This window comes from Tardiphaga sp. 215_C5_N2_1 (assembly GCF_052076055.1).
In the GTDB taxonomy this organism is placed as follows: Bacteria; Pseudomonadota; Alphaproteobacteria; order Rhizobiales; family Xanthobacteraceae; genus Tardiphaga; species Tardiphaga robiniae.
In genome coordinates, this window is record NZ_CP197240.1 from 4,201,164 (window position 1) to 4,220,734 (window position 19,571).

Genomic DNA, 19,571 nt, shown 5'->3' on the forward strand with positions numbered 1-19,571 from the left:
GCGATCGACCACTTCCCCCGTTTTGACATTAGCGCTGGTTCGGTTCTGCCACCGACCGTGCACGACCATGAGATGTCATGTCGTGTTCACATAGCGAGAGGGAGCTCTCTGAAACTACGGATGAATGCAAGCCGGAGAATGTGAGCTGACCGCATCAAAGCATTGGGTATCCCGTAAAAAGCGACCGGGCCTCCCATTTGCAAGTCAGCGAATCGTTCAAAGGCCCATCCATCCGCTCAAGTAACTGTTGTGTTGCGTCTTCAAGACAAAAATGGGGCGAGTGCGCCTAATTCGACCCCATAACGATATCAAGGCGAACACGCAGGGGATTAAAATGTTTGTTGTAATCGATGACCGAGAGGGCGTCACACAAGGCTATGCGGCCGGGTTTGATCGCGAAGGGGTTGTATCGATTGGCTTCACTTCTACAGACTTTCGCGATTGGCTGGAATGTGCCGTTGGTAATGATTTAACTGTCATTCGGGCCTTTCTGCTGGGCGATTGTCCGGATCGGACGAGCATCCCATCCAGTATCCGCAACAGGTCACGAGCGCCGATTATTGCGCTCAACAGCCTGAAGCACCTCAAGCAGACCATTGAGTTATTCGAAGCTGGCGTCGATGACGTCGTTCACGCACCGGTCCACGTCCGCGAGATCATGGCACGAACGGCAGTTATTCGCCGCCGCACCATCGATCAGCATGAACCGGCACAAACGAGCGTAATTCGTGTCTTTCTCGATGGCCGCGACCCGGAGGTTGCCGGTCGCACTTTGATTCTGCCACGACGCGAACTACGCATTCTCGAACACCTGGTCGGGCATCAGGGCAAATGGCTGACGAAGACCCAGCTCTTCAACGCTATCTACGGTCTGTTCGATGCGAGCTTCGATGAGAATGTGATCGAGAGCCATGTGAGCAAGCTGCGCAAGAAGCTACGCGATCATCTCGGCTTCGACCCGATCGAATCGAAGCGTTATATGGGTTACCGATTGGACGATCTGAAGTCTCGTCCCGCTAACGAAGCGCCTGTTTCAAAGGCGAACTAAGGCTCACGCCTTACGCGCAAGAGGACGCCGACCACGGCGTTGGCGTCCACCGCCTCCTCGAACTGCTGTGCAAGACACAGAGATTCTCGCGCAACGCGAAGTACCACACATCCACCACGCTAGATCATCGAGCGTCACCGTACCACAGCGATGACCACCCGTTGTAGTCTCAGCGGCGAATCTGATCCTTCGACACATAATTGAAATCCTGCACCAGGACTTCCTGCAGCGCCTCCGTCTGCAGACGCTTGTTGACCTGCGCGCGCACCGTCTGCGCGAATTGTGTGAGGTCGTAACGACCGAGATTCTTGAAATCGAGCTTCTGGTCGCCATAGATCATACGGAATGCTTCATCGACGACGAACGGCTCCGGCGGCACCGGAAGCTGACGCAGGACTTTGGCGTTAGCAGTGAAGACGAGCTGGGTGACGATATAGCCCTGAACGCTGCCGTCGGCGATCATCGGCACATTGATCACCTTGACCTTTTCATAGACCAGACCTTCAGGTTGGTCCTGCTTCGCGGGCAATGCAGCCGCAGTCTCCTTCCAGTAGGAGATCCCGAAACTGGTACCCACAGTGACGAGGCAGGCCCAAATGCCCGTGATCAGCAGCTTCATCATTTGCGCTTGCCTGCGATCGCCAGTGAGTAGGTGCCGTCCGATTCAACCTCCTGGATCGAACGCGCGATGATGGCCGAGACCTCACGCACTGCATCGAGATGGATCTGCAACGCAGCTTGATTACGGATCAGGCTCGCACGCAACAGTGTGAGTTGCGGCGTGACGCGCGGATCATTCTTGATGTCCTGAGTCAGCCGCATTGCCCGAGTCAGTTCGAGCAGGCCACGGTTCTTGCGCTGGCTGAAGCCGTCGAAATCCACTACCGCGCGAACCTCAAGCTTCTCCGTCTCCTCGTCGATGGTCGCTTTCAGCCGATCGATCGCGCTCAGCGCGCTGCTTTGGGTGCCGAGCCATTGGCCAGGCACATCGTCCGCCTCGCCGAAAATCGGGGCTTCCTGTGCCGCCGATTCAGGAAGGTCATTCTCAGGCAGGGCCAGAGCCTGCGCTTCGACGGGGATGATTGAGGTCTGCTGTTCGATCTGTTCCATGTCGATCTCTACTGTCATGGCCGGATTCGGCCGTTAGCCTTCGGAAGTTGGAGCCGATGTCGGGCGCGATTTGGCCAGTTGCTTGGCGATGCCGACGCCGTTGCCCTTGGCCATTTCATTGCCGATCTGCTCGGCGAGCATCGAACGCCAGATATTGCCGGCAGTACCCTTGCCGAATACGTCCTCGGCGTCCTTCGGCAGCATCGTTTCCACGAACATCTGCAGCACGAAGGCTTCGAACTTGCGATAAGTCGGATTGCTTCCTTCTGCCTTCCGGATGATCGGCGTCGTCGCGACCTCTCCGCCGCTGATCGGTACAGCCGTCGCGCTCTGCGCCGTCTGGCCCGCAGCGAACTCTTCGGCGATCGCGGATGCAAAATTCGCTTTGTCTGCCGGCGCCATCCGCTCGAGCCTGGTCGCCGCTACGCGCTGGGCGGCCGGATCGGCCGCCTTCATGACATCCGCGATCAGATCATTAGATACCGGGGCGACTGTCATGACATACCCTGCGCAACTGTCAGAATTCCCATCGGTCTATGCTCCCTCGATCGACCGCCGTGCGGCCTTGTCGATTTCGTCGTCCAGAACCCGCTTTTCGTCGGCCCGAACCGTGCGCCCGACCGCCGACTTCACCATCTTCAGCGCATGTTTCAGCTTGCGGCCTTCGTCGCGCGCGTGCGCCGCCAGTCTTTCCCTGGTCTTGGCTACGACGCCTTGCTCGATGCTAGCGGCGCGCAGACTTTGGCTGGCGGTCTGCACGGCCAAATCCGGAAGCTTGCTCTCATCATTGAACCCTTCCAGAATGAGGCGCTGCTTCTCCTCGAGCTGGTTCTCCCGTGCCTGGCATTCCATCAGCTGCCACTCGGCAATCCGGTGCAGCCTTGCCTGCACGGCGGCGATACGGCGGATCTTGTGGTCGCGCTTCTGCATGGTTCGTCACCCGGACAGCCAGGATGCGAAAGCGATGCTGAATTGCAGCATCATTTCGCGGCCCGTGAGATAGAGCAGCAGCAGACCGCCAGTGAGTACAAAGGGAATCGAGATAAAGTAGACGGGAATGCTTGGCGTCAGTTTATTGGCGAGACCAACCGCGAAATTGACGATGACAGCATAGACGACGAAGGGACTGGCGACCCGGAGCGCCAGCGTAAAGGCCATGGAGAGATGATCTACGAGTTGCGTTAACCCGCCCTCGGCGCTGATCCCGGTTGCCGGCAACCAGATCTGATAGGACCCGACCAGGCCGCGCAACAATTCCCAATGCTGGTCGGTTACAAAGAAGACCACCGTCGCAGTCAGCGTGATCAGCGGCACCAGCGCCGGCACATGCTCGCCATCGTCGGCGACACCAGGGAGGGTCAGACCGATCCCCGACGCGACGAATGTAGCCATCGTTTCCAGCGCCGCGAAGAACATGCGTGCAGTGAGTCCGATGACAAGGCCCACCATCAGCTCGGACATGATCAAGCGGAGGAGGTCCGGCGCCGTTGCCGCTTCCACAGCAGGCCGGACCGTAGACTCCAGCAGAGGTGTGAGCATCAAGGTGACGCTGATGGCGAGGAACAACCGGATCTGTGTCGGGATATTGACGCGGGAATAGCCCGGCGCCACCATCATGCAAGTTCCGATGCGGCAAAAGATCAGGAACGTGGCCAGGATGGAGGCGGAGCTGCTTGCGATCAAGACACGGCTCCGAGCGACATCACCTCGGCCCCCCGCGCAATCTCCACATGCGACAGCACCGGCAGCGTGGGGAACATACGTTCGGTGATCATGCGCACATAAGGACGGACGTCAGGCGGCGCGACCAGCACCGCGGTATCGCCATTCGCGGCCGCCTTACGAACTGCAACCGACACGTCATCCGCAAATTGCTCGACCAGCCGCGGATCGGCGTCGAATTCCACGATCTCACCCTTGCCGTCGCGCTTGATGCTTTGATGAAAGGCGAGGTCCCAGCGATTGCCAAGGCGGAGCACCTTGAGCACGCCGTTGTCGGCGAAATCGCCGCAGATCTGCTGCGCAATACGCATCCGTACGTGCTCGGCCACATGCTCGGACCGACGCACATGCGGCGCGATCTCGGCGATGGCTTCCAGAATGAGGTGCAGATTGCGGATCGAGATACGCTCTGCCAGCAGAAGCTTGAACACCGCCTGCAGCCCTGAATAGGAAATCTGCGATGGCACCATATCCTCGATCAACCGCTTGTATTCGGGATCGAGCCGATCGATCAGTGCGCGGGTGTCCTTGTAGGTAAGGAGCTGGGCCAGATTGTTGCGGACGACCTCGCTGAGATGCGTGAGCAGCACCGAGATATTGTCCGCGATCTTGAAGCCATCCTGTTTGACTTCGTCGATGAAAGTCTCCGGAACCCACATCGCCTTCATGCCGAAAGCGGGCTCGATCGTCTCGTCGCCCGGAACATCGGGCTTCCTATCGCCGTCAAACAACACGAGGGACTCGCCAATGCGCAATTCGTGATGGGCCACGACGGTGCCGTAGATCTTGATACGATATGACTTCGGCCCGATGGAGAGGTCGTCGGTCAGCTTGATCTCGGGAATGACGAAGCCATATTGGGCAGCGAAACGCCGCCGAACCTTGGCGACGCGATGCGCCAATTCCCCATGGGCATTCAGCATCTGGATCGCAAGCTGGCTACCGACGCAGAGCTCGACATCGGAGGTCTTGAGCAATTCCTTGACGGAATCCCTGTTCTCGATCTGCACCTTTTCCTGAACCTGCGCGATGCGCGCCTGTTCCACCTTCGCGCGGGCGGCCTGCTGGCGCGGGAGCGTAAAGCTCATGAAGGCCATGGCGCTGCCAAGCAGCGCGAAGGGCAGGAATGGCAGGCCGGGGAGCAGACCGAGCGCAAACATCATCATCGCGGCAACTGACTGGGCGCGCGGATACTTTCCGAGCTGCTTCAGCACCATCTGCTCGGCAGAGCCGCGGGTGCCGCCCTTGGAGACGAGCAGACCGGCCGAGAGCGACACGATCAGCGCGGGGATCTGCGAGACCAGGCCGTCACCAACGGAGAGCTTGGTGAAGACGTCAGCGGCGCGTGACAGTTCCATGCCATGATGAGTGACGCCGATGATGATGCCACCAAAGATGTTGATGGCAGTGATGATTAGGCCGGCAATGGCGTCGCCGCGCACGAATTTCGAGGCACCATCCATGGCGCCGAAGAACGAACTCTCCTCCTCCAGCTCGTGGCGCCGGCGCTGCGCTTCCTTGTCATCGATCAGACCCGCCGACAGGTCGGCGTCGATCGCCATTTGCTTGCCCGGAATGGCGTCAAGCGAAAAACGAGCACCGACTTCGGCGATACGCGTCGCACCCTTGGTGATCACTACGAAATTCACGGTAACGAGAATTGCAAAGATGATCAGACCGATGACGAAATCACCGCCCATCACGAATTTGGCGAAGCCGGCGACGACATAGCCGGCGGCGTGTTCTCCCTCACCGCCATGCGACAGGATCACGCGTGTGGTCGCGACGTTGAGCGCCAAACGCAGGATGGTCGCGATCAGTAGCACGGTCGGAAATGCCGAGAAATCCAGCGGCCGCTGAATCCACAGCGACACCATTAGGATCAGCGCGGACAACGCGATCGAGAAGGCCAGGCCGAGGTCGATCAGGATCGTCGGAACCGGCAGCACCAGCATCACCAGAATGGTGACGATGCCGAATGCAAAGGCCACGTCCGTGCCGGCCCGCCGTTCGGCCGGCAGGGCTGAAATCATTACGTCGGCCATGGCAAGTCTCGCGCGAATATCATGGCCGCACTGTGCAGCGCCGACCTTGCGTGAAGATGGTGAAGACTGTGGCGGCTAGAAGCCGCGCTCGATCCGGCCGTAGAGCACTTCGGTGAAGGCAAAGATGTGGGCTCCCATGAAGGAGCCGGTGACGGCGACCACGATTAACATCACCACGATCTTGGGGATGAAGGTCAGCGTCATTTCCTGTACCTGGGTCAGCGCCTGCAGGAGGGCAATGACGATGCCGACGAACATCGCGGAACCGACCGCCGGGCCGGCGGCAACGATGATGGTCCAGATCGCCTGTTGGGCGATATCGAGGGCGTCGCGCTCGTTCATGGCTCAGCTGATCGTGATGCCGGGTCCAAGAGAAACCTTGACCCCGTTCTCGAGCGTCGCGACCGCACCGCCCTGAATGATATAGACTTCCTTGATCTTGCCGGTCGTGCTCGTTCCGCTTTCATCCGTAAATGAAGCGGTGCGGCCGATCAGTCCTTCTGCCTGGGTGATTGCGCTGGTCGATAGCAGCGTATCGAGCTTTGCATTGGTCTGAACCGCCTGCTCGACGGACGACAGCTGTGCAAGCTGGCTCATATATTCGGTTGAATCGGTCGGATTGGTGGGATCCTGGTTGCGCATCTGCGCGATCAGAAGCTGCAGGAAGCCGTTGTAGTCGATCATGTTGGTCGACGACGTCGATGACGTCGTGCTTGTGGTGGATTTCGCAGTATCTACGCCGTTGACGATCATCTCGCTCTCCCTGGGTTAGGCCACGACCGGCAGCAGCATGTCGGCGCCGCTCAGGATCGCCTGTTCGACTTCGAACAGAGCCCGGATCTTCCGCAACGCCTCGTAATAACGTTTAGCCTCGACGAGCTCCTCGATCGCATCGAGGCCCTGCAACAACTCCTTGTTGTCCGCCGCCGCGTAGATCGCGCAGCGCTGATGCCCAAAGACCGCACGCGCCTGTTCGATATCGCCCGGGCTCATCAACATCAGTTGCACAACGAAATAGAGCTGCCGAAGCGGCGTTGTCGCATCGGCGACCTGCATGACCTGACTTTCCAGCAGGAAAGTCACGTCGTTGATCAGTTCCAACGTCACCTTGCGGTCGACCCGCAAAACTGCGCCGTTAATATAGATTTTCTCGCCCGATCGCAGCGATATGCACATTGGCTTCTTCATGCCAGCGAATCCCGGATGACGATATTGATCGCAACGAGATCGCTCACGTCCGACAACTGCCCTTCCCGAAGGCGCTCGGCTTCCTTGATGACCCAGAGACCAATCGAAATCAGCTGCGCTCGCAACTGCTCCGGCAGGCCGTTTCGTGGATTCGACAGATCTTGTATGAAGAAGGTCCAGAGATTACGAATATAGAGTAAGGCATCTGTTTCTTCGGATGAAGCAAGCGCTCCGCTCTGGATTTTCTGAAGTAGTTTAATTCCGTGATTGAGCGCTTGTTGTTCCCTGGATCGCGCCTCGCGGCCGCTATCCTCGATTTCCGCGTCGTAACCTGCCAATGTCATTTCAATCGATAACCTGTTGCTTCATAGATCAGCCCACCTATCAGAGATAATTGAGGATGCTGAGGTTCTGAATTTGCGCGGTCAGCGCATGCGACATCTCCAACTGATTTTTCAGAGAGTTGACCCGGACGGATGCCTCTTCCGGATCGACCACTTCCATCGCGTTGATCTGCTTGTTGACGATGTCGGTCTGCACCTTGAGACGACTGGTTGCATTTGTCGTCTGTTCCTGCGCGGTGCCGAGGCGTGCACCGACACTCGCGAGGTCGGACACCGAACCGCCGACCAGCAGCAGCGCCTTGTCTGTAACGGCCTGGAACGCGCTCTGATTCAGAGTTTCCAGACCAAGCCCGCTGAGCATCGTGTAGGCCATCGCCAGGTTCCGGAATGCCTTGTCATTGGCGCTGGCGGAGGAATCGACGGTTTGTGTCGTAGAGATGCGACTGCGCATGACCTGATCGGATGCCGACGACCAGTTCGTTCCCCAGGCCGGATCGTCGAATTCGGTCGCAAACGCATTGTCGAGGAAGTTATTCATGGCGGCGGGGGTGATATTTACGGCAGCCACGTCACCGGGCGGAAAACCAAAAGCGGCAGTAAAAGCCGCATCGATTGCCGTCTTGCTAGCCGAACCGGTCTGATAAGGCGTCATCGGCTGTTGCGCCGTGTTGATGCCGGCGAACAGATACTGTCCGTCCATCGAAACATTGAGCGTCGTGAGAAGCGACTGGAGGTTCGACGCTGCCGGCTGGGCGATGATGACGCCGCCATTTGCCGAATTGCGCGCCGCCAGCAAATCCTTCTGGAAGGACTGTGCCGTCTCGATCAATTGCGAAACACGCTCCTGCGTGACGTCCAGGCGGGCACTCACGAGTGCATTGGTATCGACGATTTTCTCCATATCGAGAAGCTCCGCACGCAGGGTCACGTCGCGACCCGTGAGTGCACCAAGACTCCCCCCGACGTCAGCGAGCCTTCCTGTCGTCGCCTCCTTGGTGGCCTTTGAGATCGCCACCTGGCTTTTCGACGCGGAGATGCGCAGGGTGGTCGAGATCGAGTTCGATGAAATGAAATTTGTAGCCATATCGATTACCCCACCGCCATCAGAAGTTCTTTCAGCATGTCGTCAATGGTTGAAATCAGCTTCGACGATGCCGAGAAGGTGCGTTCGACCTGCAACATGAAGGTCATCTCGTCATCCATATTAACGCCATTGACGTTCGACAACGCATCGGCACTGCGCTCCAGTAGCGTCTGGCTATAAGTGGCGTCGTCGCCCACGCTCTTGCGCTGCGATTCCAGCCAACTCACCGATGAGCCGGCGAAGTCGATGAGGCTGCCGCTTGGCTTGCCGAGCGCGGCCGGATCGAAAGTTCGGGATGCCGCTATACCGTCGACGACGCTCTGGATACGCGCGAAGAAGCCTGCCTCTCCGCCCGTGTTGTAGACGTAGTTGGCACCATTGATGCCTCCGTCACGAATCAGGCTCGGATTGCCACCCAGCGCCTGATCGACCAGATTGGTAACCTTGATCGTCCCGGCGAGCCCGACATTGATCACGCCCGTGGTCGGCATTCCGGGTCCACCGGCATAGGTGAAGAGGCCGGTTTGGTCTGGTCCAGCGGCGGCACTCTGATCCTTTTCGGCAAAAATCTCGATCACGGCGCGCGCAACTTCGTCGAGCTGATTCTGATAGGTCACCATCTTGTCGTCGCGAAGCGTCGCGAGACCAGCGAGCTTGCCGGAGCCGATCGGCATGATCGCGTTAGCGCCGGTAACGGGAACGCCATCGACGACCACAGCGTTACCCGTTGTGGCTGCCGTGTAGGAATTTGTCGGAGCGAAGGTTACGGAGCGAGCGGTACGCTCGAACAACGTGACCCCGGAATCCGTATAGACAACCATGTCATTGTTTGCGCGGGTGGCAAACGTGATCCCAACCTCCTGGGACAGCTTCGACAGGATACTATCGCGCGTATCAAGGTAGTCGGTGACGTCGGAGCCGGAGATCGTTCCCTTGATGATCGCCGTATTGACCGTCTCGAATTGCGCCAGAAGCTGATTGATATTCCCGACCGACGTCGCCATTTCGGCGTCGGCATCCGCGCGAACAGTCTGCACGGTGTTGGTCGAATCGTTCAGCGATGCGGCAACATTTTTGGCCGCCGTGACGGCGGAATTCGCGAACGTTACGTTATCCGGCGCCGATGCATATTGCTGCAGGGCGCTTTTCAGCTTGGCCAGTTGCGCCGCGGCAGACTGATCGAGCTCGGGGTCGTCGATGGTGACAGCCGCAACCTTCTGCAGACCGTTATAAAGGGCATCCTGCTGTGCGGTGTTCGATACCGCCTTGACGACATTGTTGAACAGACCGGCGCTGGCGGCCCGCTGAATACCACTGACATAGACACCGCTGCCCGGCTGGGAAACGATCAGAGCATTCTTGCGGGAGTAACCGTCCTGATGCAGGCCGGCGACGTTGCGCGAGATGACGGAAGACTGGACGCCCGACGCCATAAGCGACGAGCGGGCCGAATTGAGTGCGACCGTAAGTGACATTGGAGACTCCCGTCAGTGATCCGCGCTGTGCGTCAGCGCTTCAGGTTGACGAGTACGTCGAGCAGGTCCGCGCCGGTCTGGAACACCTTGGAATTCGCGGTGTAGCCACGCTGCGACTCGATCATCGCCGTGAGCTCGTTGGCCAGATCGACGTTGGATGCTTCGAGCGCTTCCGGCTTGATGGTACCGAGACCGCTATTGCCCGCGAAATCGACCTGGATGTTGCCGGAGTTGGTGCTGATCGAATAGACATTCCCGACTTCGGGCGAGAGATTGTCGGGACTCGGTACCGTCGCCAGCGGGATCTTGTAGCTCGCGATTCGCGTGCCGTCGTCGAAGATCGAATACATGGTGCCGTCTGAGCTCACCTCCACACGGTCGAGCGCGCTCGGCGCATTGCCGTTGGTCGTGGCCTTGAACTGGAACTCGTCTGCGACCTGCGTCATACTCGACATATCGAAAGTGACGGGCGAGCCGCCCGGGATTGTGAAGGCCATCGAGGTCGGGCTCGCGGCAGCGAGGCGGCCCTTGCCGGTGGCGCTGACGTCGAAGGTAAATGTCTGGGTGGTGCCCAGCTGCGACCCGGCTGCATAGGGGAAGCCGCCGCCTGCTGCCGCGCCTGCGCTGTTGTAGATCTGCACATCCCATGTATTGGCGGCTGTCTTGAACATGTACATGTCAAGTTTCACCGCATTTCCAATATTATCGTAGGTGATGACCGACGTTTTCGACGTAAAGTTCGGCGGTCCGGCGCTGATCGCAGCATTGGAATCCAGGTTGGCGCTACTGATGCCTGCCTGGGTCGTCGGATTTCCCAGCAAGGACTGCTGCGCGATGTTTACGACCTCGAGATTGCCGAGGCCGTTGGCAACGACGTTCGGCTGGGCGCCATTCTTGATGTTGTAGCCCATCAGATAGTAGCCACCGGTATTGTAGAGATTCCCCTGGCCATCCGGAACGAAAGAGCCAGCGCGCGTGAGGTAAGGCGTGCCTCCTGCGTCGCTGACAACAAAGAATCCGTTGCCCTGGATCGCCAAATCGGTCGCGGACGTCGTGTAATTCATCGTACCGGGATCAGAGATCGCGTAACGAACCTGCGTCTCGACACTACCGGAATTGTAGTTTCCGGTTCCGCTGCGAAGGATCAGAGAGGAGAATTCCGTCGAGGCGCGCTTGTAGCCCGTGGTATTCACGTTCGCGATATTGTCAGCGACCGTCGCCAGTTTGTTCGACTGCGCGTTCATGCCGGAGCCGCCTGTGCGCATCACCCCATACAGACTCATCGATTATCCTCCGTTTCACGTGTGAAGTATTAGAGTTGAAGTTGCTTGCGCGAGGCTGGCGGTTATCCACAGGGTCATCGTGACGCAGTGCGCTCGGCGCAAAAATCTCGGGCCTTGCTCGTCCACGACCCAAATCCGCTCGCGACAAGGCTGCCGATAACACTGCAGATGTAGCGTTTTTGGCCGACAATATTGGTCGGCCCAGCATTGTAGCGCGCGACAGCCATCGTCCAGTTTCCCTCGCGCTCACGCAGGTCTTTCAGAAATCGTGCGGCGTAGTCGACATTGCGCGCGGGATCGAACATCGCCTCTACACTTGGAAATTTTTCCCCGTGATAGCGATGATTGATCTGCATGCAGCCGAGATCGACCAGCTTGGCGCCCCTGCTCTTCTCCTCGGCGAAACGCGCAACGGCATTGCGCAGATCGGTGGCGAGCACCGTCCGGCCATCGACATTGAGCGCATAGGGATTCAGCACACCCTTGCGCCCGGTCTCACTGAGACCGACCGCAAAGAGAACGCCGAGTGGCACATTGTGGCGGCGTGCCGCGCGCGCCATCTCCCGTTCGCACGGCCCCTCGGCTCGAGCGTCCGTTACAGCGCTAGATATAAACAGTGCTGCTGCGAACCCGATTACTATTCTGATCCTGCTGCCGCTCCGACGACCTTGGCGATTGCTCATGATCCTGCCTGTTATGCCGTGCGCCGCTCTGCGCATCGCCGGACGACCGGCCCGAAGAACCACCGTCCGCCTGCGATCCGCCTGACGACGGCAGCGAAGAACGTTGATCGGACGGCGCTTGTTGTTGCTGTTGCTGCTGACCGTTGTTCAGATTTGCGTCGGGGGTGCGGGTATGATCGATCGCCGCGATGTCGAACGTGTAGCCAGCCGACTGCATGGCGTCGGTGAGCGCACCGCGCTCCTGCCGCAGCATCTGCGTGGTTTCGTAGCGATCCGCAGTGAGATGAATCTCCACGGAATCGCCGGCAAGCCGCATCTTCACCGTGACAGAGCCGAGATTGGGCGGATCGAGTTCGAGCGTCATCATGCGCACCGGCCGGCTATCCGCAGCTTTGTTCGTTTCGAGCCCCGGCGCGTCAGCCACGCGAGCCCCTTCAGATGATGCGACGGTCACCAGATCAGTAGCCATCCGATCGACGATCTTCTGCAGCGTCGTCACCTGTTGCACGGGTTCGAAATGCGTCTCTTGCTCACGGACGACCGCCTTCGCAACCGGAAGCGGCTTGGTATCCGTCGTCTCGACCGCCAACGTAAATCGTTGCGTGGTGGCCGCATCGGCGTCAGGCACGTCGGCTGTTGCGGCGTGAATGAGCTTCGTGGGATCGCGCGGAGCATCATCTGCCTTCACGTCCGATACCGAAATGCGAGACGCCGCCTTGTCATCACTTGGCAAAGGTGAGTGTGCGTGATCGAGTTTGGCCATTACCGCGCTAAGCGCGGGATCCGGTCCGCGCCAGGGTGCAGATTTTGTCGCGCTCTCGTCGCCCTTCGTGGCCTTTGAATCGTCATCATCAGCTTGATCGTCGCTGACGTTTGGCTTTTGCGCGACTTCACCGGTCAATTCCGCAAGAACGGATGCCGCGTCGAGTATCGGCTTTGCGTCGACGATTTTCGCGTTATCGGCTGTCTTGGCAACATGCGGCGTGACTGTTTTGGTCTCCTTTGAGACCAGACGGAGCTGCTCGCGAAAGTGATCGGCCTTCTCCTTGCCGTCCTTGGCATGGGCACCGCCGTTCAATCCGCCTTTCGTCCCAGCCTTTCCGGCCGCTGTCTGGCGAAGCGCTGCCATCAGGAGATCAGCATTGTTCATCGGACCTTCTCCTTTAATTGTTCCTGCGACGCATCGAGCAACTTTTGTGCCCGATCGACGGCAGCGAGAGAGCGGCTGAAATCAATGCGCGGCCGCATGGCCGTCTTCGCTTCGCTGCTTCCGTCGCTCTTGGCTTTTGCCTCCGGCAGCGCCTTTCGAACATTCAGTCCAATGGCAAGCGCCGCGCTTTGCAGTTCGACATCACGTTCGGATAGTTTTGCCTTGTCGATCTGCTCAAGCTCGGCGATTGCCGTACTGTGTGCAGATGTGGCAACGCGTGCCGCGGCCCGGTACAGGCGCGCGCGTACGCGCTCGGCGCTGTCGTCATCGGACAATGCGAATACACGGTCGGCGGCGAGCACTGTCATTTCAGTCTTGCCGCGAACCAATGCCGTTCTTGCAATAAGAAGATAGAGTGCCCGCTGGCTCGCCCGATCAAGATGATCGAGCACAGCGACAAGACGCGGGAAACGATCGGGGCGCTGTACGAAGCTGAAGCGTGCCACAGAGAGCGCAAAGCGCTGGCGGAAATTGCCTGCATAGATAGAATGCCTATATCGGCGAAAGTAGCGCACCGCGAGGGCTTCGAACTTGTCGAAGTCGTCGTCCTGTCCGACGATGAAAATCTCCCGACGCAGTGCCGCTTCCTCGACCAGCGTGCCCGGCATCATCAGCCGCACCTCGTCAAGCAATGCGATCGCGACCTTCAGGTCGTCCTGTGCAACCAGTGCCGATTGCACCAGCGCGATCTCGGCACCGAGTGCCGCAGGCAGGCTGCGTGGCTTGATATTGGCGAGCTTCGACTTCGCTTCGTCCGTGCGCCCTTCGACATAAGCGATGGCGCCATCGACAATAGCCTCGTCAATATTCAGCACGTTGCGGGAGCGGAGGCTCGCAACCACTTGCGGCGACCCGCCACTCAAGAGGAAGGTGACAGCTGCACGCGAATTGCGCGGCTCCTTCCAGACGGTGGCATCGGCTTTCAGGAAGTTCTCACCCAAGCGCTTCAGCAGGGCGGGTTGGGAATTGTGAGCGTCGAGATCGCCGCGCGCGATCTGATCTTGCAGCATCTGCAATGAACGAACCATCTGATACGGCTCGCGCATTTGGTCGTCGGCCGGCTGCGCATGTGCACTGCCAAGACAGGCTAGAAGCGTTGCTGCAATGATCCTGGCGCTGGTCATAGCACGGGAGCACGGATCAGAAGCTCGATCCGCCGGTTCTGCGCGGCAAGCGGGTCGTTCTGAATTTTCGGCCGGCGGTCCGCATAGCCCTCGATGCGCTCGACCCGCCCGGCGTCGAGGCCGCCGCGCACCAGCATGTGATACGCCATATGCGCACGCGCGGTCGAAAGCCGCCAATTGTCATATTCCGACGTGCGATAGACACGGCTATCGGTGTGACCACGCACGATGACCTGGCCGCGGTTCTGCGCAATCATCGGCGTGATCTTGTCGAGCGCACGAACGAGACCGGGCGTGGGCTCGGCCGAGCCGTTGGCAAACATTCCGTAGTTCACGTCGTCCGTCAGATTGATCAGAAGTCCTTCGGGGGTTTCCCTCACTTCGGCCACCGGACGCGCCGGTCCAATGGCGGCCAGCGCCGCCGAAATTGCGGCCTGGAGCTTGGCGGCGTCCATCGGTTGGGCTTTTTCTTGCTGGGCGGGCGCCTTGTCAGGCTGCGCCGGGGATTTGTCAGCCGGCGCTGCAGTCTTGTCTGCCTGCGCCGGTTGCGGACGACCCGCTGCCGGATTGGACTTGTCGCCATCGTCGGCAAACAACCCGGCGGGCTTCGGTGCCTCCTGCTTGTCGGATTTTGCGGGAGTTGAATTCGATCCGGACATCTCTTGCCCCGGGGTGCCGGTGGCATCAGGCTTGGCATCGAGCGGGCGCGGCTCCTGACCCTCGCTCGCCGCGGCAGCAACATCTTCGCCGAATGGTAGGCTGCCCGCGTCCTTGCGTCCCGACAGCTTCTTCTCGAGCGACGAGATCGACGCCATCGGCCAGTTGATCGGATCGAACGGATCTCGATAGGCCTCTCCGCCCTTCAGACCTTCTTTGCGATTTGGATCGAGCGCCGCGCTGGTCTGCCCCGGACGCGGAGGACCGCCGGCAATCTCCGAGAGCACAGCATAAGGATCGCGAAACAACGTCGCCTCGCCATAGCGTGGCTGCGGAGGCTGCGGACGCGCGAGCGAATCCGTCGGCTGACCTGGCTCCGGATGCGGCCACTTGCTCTCGCCTTCCACGGCCTTGCCGGGGTCAACCCGCCGGGCATCGTTGATGCCTTTACGATCCGGCGTCGAGTCCGTCAGCTTGATCGGATTGAAATAGGTGGCCACGCTTTCGCGCGTTTCCTGATTGGTGGCATTGATCAGCCACATCACCAGGAAGAATGCCATCATCGCCGTCATGAAGTCGGCGTAAGCGATTTTCCAGACACTGTTCTTCGTCTCGCCGCTCTCGAGCGAACTGCGGCGGCGGATGATCACTATTTCTGGCGGAAGCGGATCGGCCATCTCAGCTCTGGACCGCCATCTTCAGTCGTTCGGTCCAAACCTTGAGCTGAGTCTCAAGCACGATCTGATCAACGACAATCGACGCTTCCGCCTCGGGGCCGGCACGCAATTCCGATGCGATTGCGCGGACGCCGAGCTTGCTGCGGATCAGTTCGAGCAGCTCCGATGGGCCTGTGATGCGCAGGACCGGGCGGCGGCTATCGGTCGTGATTGACGACAGATGCTCGATGAACGCAGTGACGGCCTGTTTCTGCACGGCGTTACTGATGAGTGGCTCGAGAAGTCGAGCCGCTACGCCGGCGATTCTTCCCTGCAATTGGTCACCCATTTCCGCGATATCGCCGGCGAGCTTGGCCGCCGTTTCGTTGAGCAGTTGCTGCCGTTCTTCGGCGGCCTGTGCCGCAAGTGCCTGCTTCTCCTGCTCAATGCGCCGTTCGAACTCGGCGAGTGCACTCGCATAGCCTTCGGCGCGACCGCGCTCATAGCCATCATCCTCCTGCACGAGAGGCGGCTTTGGCTGCATCTGCGGCTGCGGTTGAAACGACGGTTGCTGCTTTGCCTTCTGCAGAAGCGGCTGATGTTGCGGCTGCACGCTGGAGTGATGCAGATGGTCGAACGGAACAACGCGGCTGCGTGTTTTTGGCGGCTCCGGTCGATCGAAATCGGCGATCAGACGTGCGACTTGCTCTGCGCTCATACCGCTTCCTCTTGTCTGATCCATTGTTTCAGAATCGCTGCCGCCTGCTTCTCATCAAGCTGGATGATCTGTTCCAACCGTTTCTGCGGCGTATTCTGCATACTGCTCGAGACATCCTGGATAAGATTGGGCGGAGCCTCGCCTCCTGACAGAGCCGCGGTCGCCATCGTGCTGCCGCCACTGAGGAGTGCATTCGTCTCCGCCTGGAACTGCGTTGTCTCGTCCGTCTTCGCGCTGGCCAGGATCGTATTGATCGCCGGGCGCAGACCGAACCAGATCAGCATGCCGGCCACGGCTAGAATGGTGATGGCACTCACGAGACTGCCCGCCTGTCGCATCATCACCTCTGTGAAGGTGATCGACGGCACCGGCGCGAGATCGCGCGCACCTTCCATGAATTCGACCGCCGAAACCTGAATCTGGTCGCCGCGCGGGCGATCGATGCCAGCTGCGGTCGCCGCAATCTGCGAGATCTCCGCGACCTTGGCTTCGATCGCGGCATCGCTCACCTTATCGCCAAGGCTCGCAATCAGACGCGGCCGGTTGACCAGAACGGCGAGAAACATCTTGTTCACCACGAAACCATCGCTCGTGGTCGTCACCGTCTTCGACGACACTTCGTAATTGGTGATGTCTTCGCGGCGCTGCTTCTCATCATTCTGATTCTTGGCACCGGTCGCATTGACCTGCTGATCTGGCAGGTTCTGCTGAACGGTTGTCGGCTGCTGTCGATCGAGGCTCTGCGATGTTTCCTTCTCTCGTACAGCGCGCACAGAACGCTGCACCCGCGAATCTGGATCGTAGACCGTCTCGTTGGTCTGTTTCTTATCGGTCGACAGCTGGGTCGCAACGCTGACCTCGAAGTTATCGAGCCCCAGATAGGGTGTCAGTGCCCGGCTCACATTCTCCTGGATCGAGCGGCTGACGACCTTCTGCAAATTCGCCATCGTGGTTGGCGTTGCCCCGACGCTGCCGCTGCCATCATCATCCGAAAGCAGCGAACCGTCACTATCGAGCACGGTGACCTTGTCCGCGGTCATTCCCGGCACGGCCGCAGCTACGAGATGACGCACCGAACGTGCCGTGCGTGCATCCGCCGGGCCATCGGTCCGCAATACGACCGAAGCCGACGGCGGCGACTGCTCACGCCGGAACGAGCCACGCGCAGGCATCACGATATGGACGCGCGCCGCCTTGACCCCTTTGAGAACCTGGATCGTCCGTGCAATCTCGCCCTCAAGCGCACGCACGCGCGTGATTTCCTGCATGAACGACGTCAGGCCTAGCGAGCCAATCTTGTCGAACAGCTCATAACCGCCGCCGGTGGTGCTGGGCAGGCCCTTGTCGGCCAGCAACGTACGCGCCTGCGCCGTCTGGCCGGGACGGACATAGACCGTATCGCCCGCCGTATTCAGATCGAAAGCGATATTCGCGTCGCGCAGCACCGAGCTGACACGCGTCACGTCCTCGCGGCTAAGACCCGAATAGAGAACATTGTATTCCGGCCGGCTTATGTAGTACGCGCCGCCGCCAACACCGCCGAACACAGCGAGGCCAACCACCGCGAGCAAAATGAGACGCTTCGTACCCAGCTCAAGCAGATTGTTCCAGAGCTTCTGCGCGTGCTCGCGATTGACCATAAATACCCCTGCCCACTTCCGAATCGATCATCGATTGCGAAGCTTGTCCGAGGGTTACGGAGAGCTGGAAAGCGAAATGGCCGCGACCTATGACGGTCGCGGCCATTCCCATTCACGATGCGAGAGCGATTAGCCGCGGAACAGCGACAGGATGCTCTGGCTGCCGGCATTGGCGATCGACAGCGCCTGGATGCCCAGCTGCTGCTGCGTCTGCAAGGCCTGGAGGCGGGTCGATTCGGCGTTCATGTCTGCGTCGACGAGCTGGCCGATACCGCGATCGAGCGAGTCGGTCAGAGTCTTCACGAAGTCCTGCTGCAGACCAATGCGGTTCTTGATGGCGCCGAGATTGGTGGCGGCATCGGTGATCTTGCTCAGCGCTTTGTCTGTACCAGAGATGTAAGTCTCGAGCGCAGTCAGATCGGAGGCGCTATCGGTGAACTTCGAGATGTCCAGATTAGCGACGCTGAAGGTAGTCCAGCCACCATTCTTGTAGACGTCGTAGGTCTGGTCGAGAACGCCTTTTTGGGTCGCCACATTGGCGGTAGCCGCTGGCTGTAACGCAACGGTACCGCCGGTCGCGCCACCATTGGTGCTTGTGGTGGCGATCGAGGTCGTACTGGCGTTCTTGATCTCAAGCGTCTTGCCATCGGCATTGACACCAACAGTGAGGCCCTGGATGCCCAAACCGTTAAGTGCCTTGGCGATGTCCTGAACCGTGGAAGTCTGCGACACGTTGATCGTGGTCGTCGTGACAGCTCCACCAAGAGGCGTGACGGCGAAAGCGATCGTGCCCGTGGTCGTCGCGGGCGGGCCAGCCGCACCGACGGTGGCCGGATCGAAAACGAGGGTCGACGTCGTGGCGGCAGCGTGAGCCGTGATGTAGGCGGCGTCCAGCGTTGTATCGTAGAGCTTGATGGCGTCGAGGTCGATGGTGAGCGTGTCCACCGAAACGACACCGCCGGCGCGGGAGAAGGACGACACGACCGACTTGGTCGAGTTGTAGGTGGGGTCCTGTGAGTCGACCGAGATCCAGTTTTCACCGTTGAACACGGCCGAGTCGGCGGTGTTCTTCAGCTGCTTCTGGAGTTCGGTGATTTCACTCTGGATCTTGGCGCGGTCAACACCCGGGGTACGGGCAGCAACCAGTTTTTCCTTGATCGACGAGACGACGTCAACCGTGCCTTCGAGGCCGGTATACATCGTGTCGATGGTCGCAGCGCCGAGACCGAGAGCGTCCTGCACGGCGCCCAGAGCCTGAACGTCCGAACGCATCGTGGTAGCGATCGACCAGTAAGCGGCGTTGTCCGACGCGGTCGCCACGCGATAGCCGGTCGAGATGCGGTTCATCGTGGTGGAGAGGTTGGCATCGACCGAGCGCAGAGTCTGCAGCGCGGTCATGGCCTGGGAGTTGGTCATCAAGCTAGACATCGTATGTCCCTTTAATTTGATTGATTTGCTGGGGACATACCGGACTTTCACCGGTACGAGAGGGCGGCATCATGCCTTTGGAATGTCGATATCTGATCGACCCAACCTGTCGTGAATTGCAAGCTAGCCGCCAAACCTTACCCAAAGCTGAAGGGA

Annotated in this window: 21 protein-coding genes; 1 reads left to right on the plus strand and 20 read right to left on the minus strand. The window is 59.5% G+C overall.

Going from position 1 to position 19,571, the window contains the following annotated elements; translation table 11 throughout:
- The first annotated feature begins 334 nt into the window (after positions 1-334).
- On the plus strand, positions 335-1,048 hold the full coding sequence (locus AB7828_RS19940) for a response regulator transcription factor (RefSeq protein WP_089263454.1): 714 nt from the start codon (positions 335-337) through the stop codon (positions 1,046-1,048).
- A gap of 169 nt (positions 1,049-1,217) precedes the next feature.
- Here the strand turns inward: AB7828_RS19940 and AB7828_RS19945 are convergent, their stop codons facing one another.
- From AB7828_RS19945 to AB7828_RS20040, 20 genes are all read right to left on the minus strand, one after another.
- Positions 1,218-1,670 carry a hypothetical protein gene (locus AB7828_RS19945; protein WP_089263453.1) on the minus strand — a complete coding sequence of 151 codons (453 nt, stop codon included), beginning with the start codon at positions 1,668-1,670 and terminating at the stop codon, positions 1,218-1,220.
- Positions 1,667-2,158 (minus strand): hypothetical protein, encoded by a 492-nt coding sequence (locus tag AB7828_RS19950; RefSeq protein WP_441230991.1) that lies wholly within the window; start codon positions 2,156-2,158, stop codon positions 1,667-1,669. Before AB7828_RS19950 ends, AB7828_RS19945 begins: the two co-directional genes overlap by 4 nt.
- A gap of 33 nt (positions 2,159-2,191) precedes the next feature.
- Positions 2,192-2,656: a rod-binding protein gene (locus AB7828_RS19955; protein ID WP_309941951.1), complete on the minus strand. Its 465-nt coding sequence runs from the start codon at positions 2,654-2,656 to the stop codon at positions 2,192-2,194.
- A 36-nt stretch (positions 2,657-2,692) separates the two neighbouring features.
- Positions 2,693-3,088, minus strand: a complete 396-nt coding sequence (locus AB7828_RS19960; protein ID WP_089263451.1) for a hypothetical protein — start codon at positions 3,086-3,088, stop codon at positions 2,693-2,695.
- A 6-nt stretch (positions 3,089-3,094) separates the two neighbouring features.
- A complete protein-coding gene (gene fliR, locus AB7828_RS19965) occupies positions 3,095-3,841 on the minus strand; it encodes a flagellar biosynthesis protein FliR (protein WP_441230992.1) in 747 nt (248 codons plus the stop codon).
- Entirely contained in the window at positions 3,838-5,925 is a 2,088-nt protein-coding gene (gene flhA / locus AB7828_RS19970) for a flagellar biosynthesis protein FlhA (RefSeq protein WP_231078764.1), read from the minus strand. The genes fliR and flhA overlap by 4 nt, the downstream gene beginning before the upstream one ends.
- A 75-nt stretch (positions 5,926-6,000) precedes the next feature.
- Entirely contained in the window at positions 6,001-6,267 is a 267-nt protein-coding gene (gene fliQ / locus AB7828_RS19975) for a flagellar biosynthesis protein FliQ (protein WP_089263448.1), read from the minus strand.
- A gap of 3 nt (positions 6,268-6,270) precedes the next feature.
- Complete coding sequence (flgD, locus tag AB7828_RS19980) at positions 6,271-6,678, minus strand: flagellar hook assembly protein FlgD (RefSeq protein WP_441230993.1); 408 nt, start codon at positions 6,676-6,678, stop codon at positions 6,271-6,273.
- Between the two features lie 15 nt (positions 6,679-6,693).
- On the minus strand, positions 6,694-7,101 hold the full coding sequence (flbT, locus tag AB7828_RS19985) for a flagellar biosynthesis repressor FlbT (RefSeq protein ID WP_315844274.1): 408 nt from the start codon (positions 7,099-7,101) through the stop codon (positions 6,694-6,696).
- 8 nt (positions 7,102-7,109) lie between these two features.
- Positions 7,110-7,457 (minus strand): flagellar biosynthesis regulator FlaF, encoded by a 348-nt coding sequence (gene flaF / locus AB7828_RS19990; protein ID WP_068729866.1) that lies wholly within the window; start codon positions 7,455-7,457, stop codon positions 7,110-7,112.
- Positions 7,458-7,497: 40 nt separating this feature from the next.
- A complete protein-coding gene (locus AB7828_RS19995) occupies positions 7,498-8,541 on the minus strand; it encodes a flagellar hook-associated family protein (RefSeq protein ID WP_089263446.1) in 1,044 nt (347 codons plus the stop codon).
- A 5-nt stretch (positions 8,542-8,546) separates the two neighbouring features.
- A complete protein-coding gene (gene flgK / locus AB7828_RS20000; RefSeq protein WP_439060105.1) occupies positions 8,547-10,016 on the minus strand; it encodes a flagellar hook-associated protein FlgK in 1,470 nt (489 codons plus the stop codon).
- A gap of 32 nt (positions 10,017-10,048) precedes the next feature.
- Positions 10,049-11,299, minus strand: coding sequence for a flagellar hook protein FlgE (locus tag AB7828_RS20005; protein WP_068729872.1), 1,251 nt, complete (start codon positions 11,297-11,299; stop codon positions 10,049-10,051).
- Positions 11,300-11,373: 74 nt separating this feature from the next.
- Complete coding sequence (locus tag AB7828_RS20010; protein WP_231078761.1) at positions 11,374-11,859, minus strand: transglycosylase SLT domain-containing protein; 486 nt, start codon at positions 11,857-11,859, stop codon at positions 11,374-11,376.
- A 43-nt stretch (positions 11,860-11,902) separates the two neighbouring features.
- Positions 11,903-13,132: a flagellar hook-length control protein FliK gene (locus AB7828_RS20015; protein ID WP_441230994.1), complete on the minus strand. Its 1,230-nt coding sequence runs from the start codon at positions 13,130-13,132 to the stop codon at positions 11,903-11,905.
- Positions 13,129-14,316, minus strand: a complete 1,188-nt coding sequence (locus AB7828_RS20020; RefSeq protein ID WP_231081262.1) for a chemotaxis protein — start codon at positions 14,314-14,316, stop codon at positions 13,129-13,131. The genes AB7828_RS20015 and AB7828_RS20020 overlap by 4 nt, the downstream gene beginning before the upstream one ends.
- The gene (locus AB7828_RS20025) at positions 14,313-15,650 is read right to left on the minus strand and encodes a MotB family protein (RefSeq protein ID WP_441230995.1); all 1,338 of its coding nucleotides are present in this window, start codon (positions 15,648-15,650) and stop codon (positions 14,313-14,315) included. The genes AB7828_RS20020 and AB7828_RS20025 overlap by 4 nt, the downstream gene beginning before the upstream one ends.
- A 1-nt stretch (position 15,651) precedes the next feature.
- Complete coding sequence (locus AB7828_RS20030; protein WP_441230996.1) at positions 15,652-16,347, minus strand: hypothetical protein; 696 nt, start codon at positions 16,345-16,347, stop codon at positions 15,652-15,654.
- Positions 16,344-17,987: a flagellar basal-body MS-ring/collar protein FliF gene (gene fliF, locus AB7828_RS20035; RefSeq protein WP_093757669.1), complete on the minus strand. Its 1,644-nt coding sequence runs from the start codon at positions 17,985-17,987 to the stop codon at positions 16,344-16,346. Before fliF ends, AB7828_RS20030 begins: the two co-directional genes overlap by 4 nt.
- A 129-nt stretch (positions 17,988-18,116) precedes the next feature.
- Complete coding sequence (locus tag AB7828_RS20040) at positions 18,117-19,415, minus strand: flagellin N-terminal helical domain-containing protein (RefSeq protein WP_184512385.1); 1,299 nt, start codon at positions 19,413-19,415, stop codon at positions 18,117-18,119.
- Positions 19,416-19,571 lie beyond the last annotated feature (156 nt).

Bases quoted from the DNA above. Each gene is read 5' to 3' on its own strand.
- AB7828_RS19960 (WP_089263451.1), bottom strand. From the start codon at position 3,088: ATGCAGAAGCGCGACCACAAGATCCGCCGTATCGCCGCCGTGCAGGCA.
- flgK (WP_439060105.1), bottom strand. From the start codon at position 10,016: ATGTCACTTACGGTCGCACTCAATTCGGCCCGCTCGTCGCTTATGGCG.
- AB7828_RS19940 (WP_089263454.1), top strand. From the start codon at position 335: ATGTTTGTTGTAATCGATGACCGAGAGGGCGTCACACAAGGCTATGCG.
- AB7828_RS20025 (WP_441230995.1), bottom strand. From the start codon at position 15,650: ATGGCCGATCCGCTTCCGCCAGAAATAGTGATCATCCGCCGCCGCAGT.
- flgD (WP_441230993.1), bottom strand. From the start codon at position 6,678: ATGATCGTCAACGGCGTAGATACTGCGAAATCCACCACAAGCACGACG.
- AB7828_RS19955 (WP_309941951.1), bottom strand. From the start codon at position 2,656: ATGACAGTCGCCCCGGTATCTAATGATCTGATCGCGGATGTCATGAAG.
- AB7828_RS19995 (WP_089263446.1), bottom strand. From the start codon at position 8,541: ATGGCTACAAATTTCATTTCATCGAACTCGATCTCGACCACCCTGCGC.
- AB7828_RS19945 (WP_089263453.1), bottom strand. From the start codon at position 1,670: ATGATGAAGCTGCTGATCACGGGCATTTGGGCCTGCCTCGTCACTGTG.
- fliF (WP_093757669.1), bottom strand. From the start codon at position 17,987: ATGGTCAATCGCGAGCACGCGCAGAAGCTCTGGAACAATCTGCTTGAG.
- AB7828_RS20010 (WP_231078761.1), bottom strand. From the start codon at position 11,859: ATGGCGCGCGCGGCACGCCGCCACAATGTGCCACTCGGCGTTCTCTTT.
- flbT (WP_315844274.1), bottom strand. From the start codon at position 7,101: ATGTGCATATCGCTGCGATCGGGCGAGAAAATCTATATTAACGGCGCA.
- flaF (WP_068729866.1), bottom strand. From the start codon at position 7,457: ATGACATTGGCAGGTTACGACGCGGAAATCGAGGATAGCGGCCGCGAG.
- flhA (WP_231078764.1), bottom strand. From the start codon at position 5,925: ATGGCCGACGTAATGATTTCAGCCCTGCCGGCCGAACGGCGGGCCGGC.
- fliQ (WP_089263448.1), bottom strand. From the start codon at position 6,267: ATGAACGAGCGCGACGCCCTCGATATCGCCCAACAGGCGATCTGGACC.
- AB7828_RS20030 (WP_441230996.1), bottom strand. From the start codon at position 16,347: ATGAGCGCAGAGCAAGTCGCACGTCTGATCGCCGATTTCGATCGACCG.
- AB7828_RS20020 (WP_231081262.1), bottom strand. From the start codon at position 14,316: ATGACCAGCGCCAGGATCATTGCAGCAACGCTTCTAGCCTGTCTTGGC.
- AB7828_RS20005 (WP_068729872.1), bottom strand. From the start codon at position 11,299: ATGAGTCTGTATGGGGTGATGCGCACAGGCGGCTCCGGCATGAACGCG.
- AB7828_RS20015 (WP_441230994.1), bottom strand. From the start codon at position 13,132: ATGAACAATGCTGATCTCCTGATGGCAGCGCTTCGCCAGACAGCGGCC.
- AB7828_RS20040 (WP_184512385.1), bottom strand. From the start codon at position 19,415: ATGTCTAGCTTGATGACCAACTCCCAGGCCATGACCGCGCTGCAGACT.
- AB7828_RS19950 (WP_441230991.1), bottom strand. From the start codon at position 2,158: ATGGAACAGATCGAACAGCAGACCTCAATCATCCCCGTCGAAGCGCAG.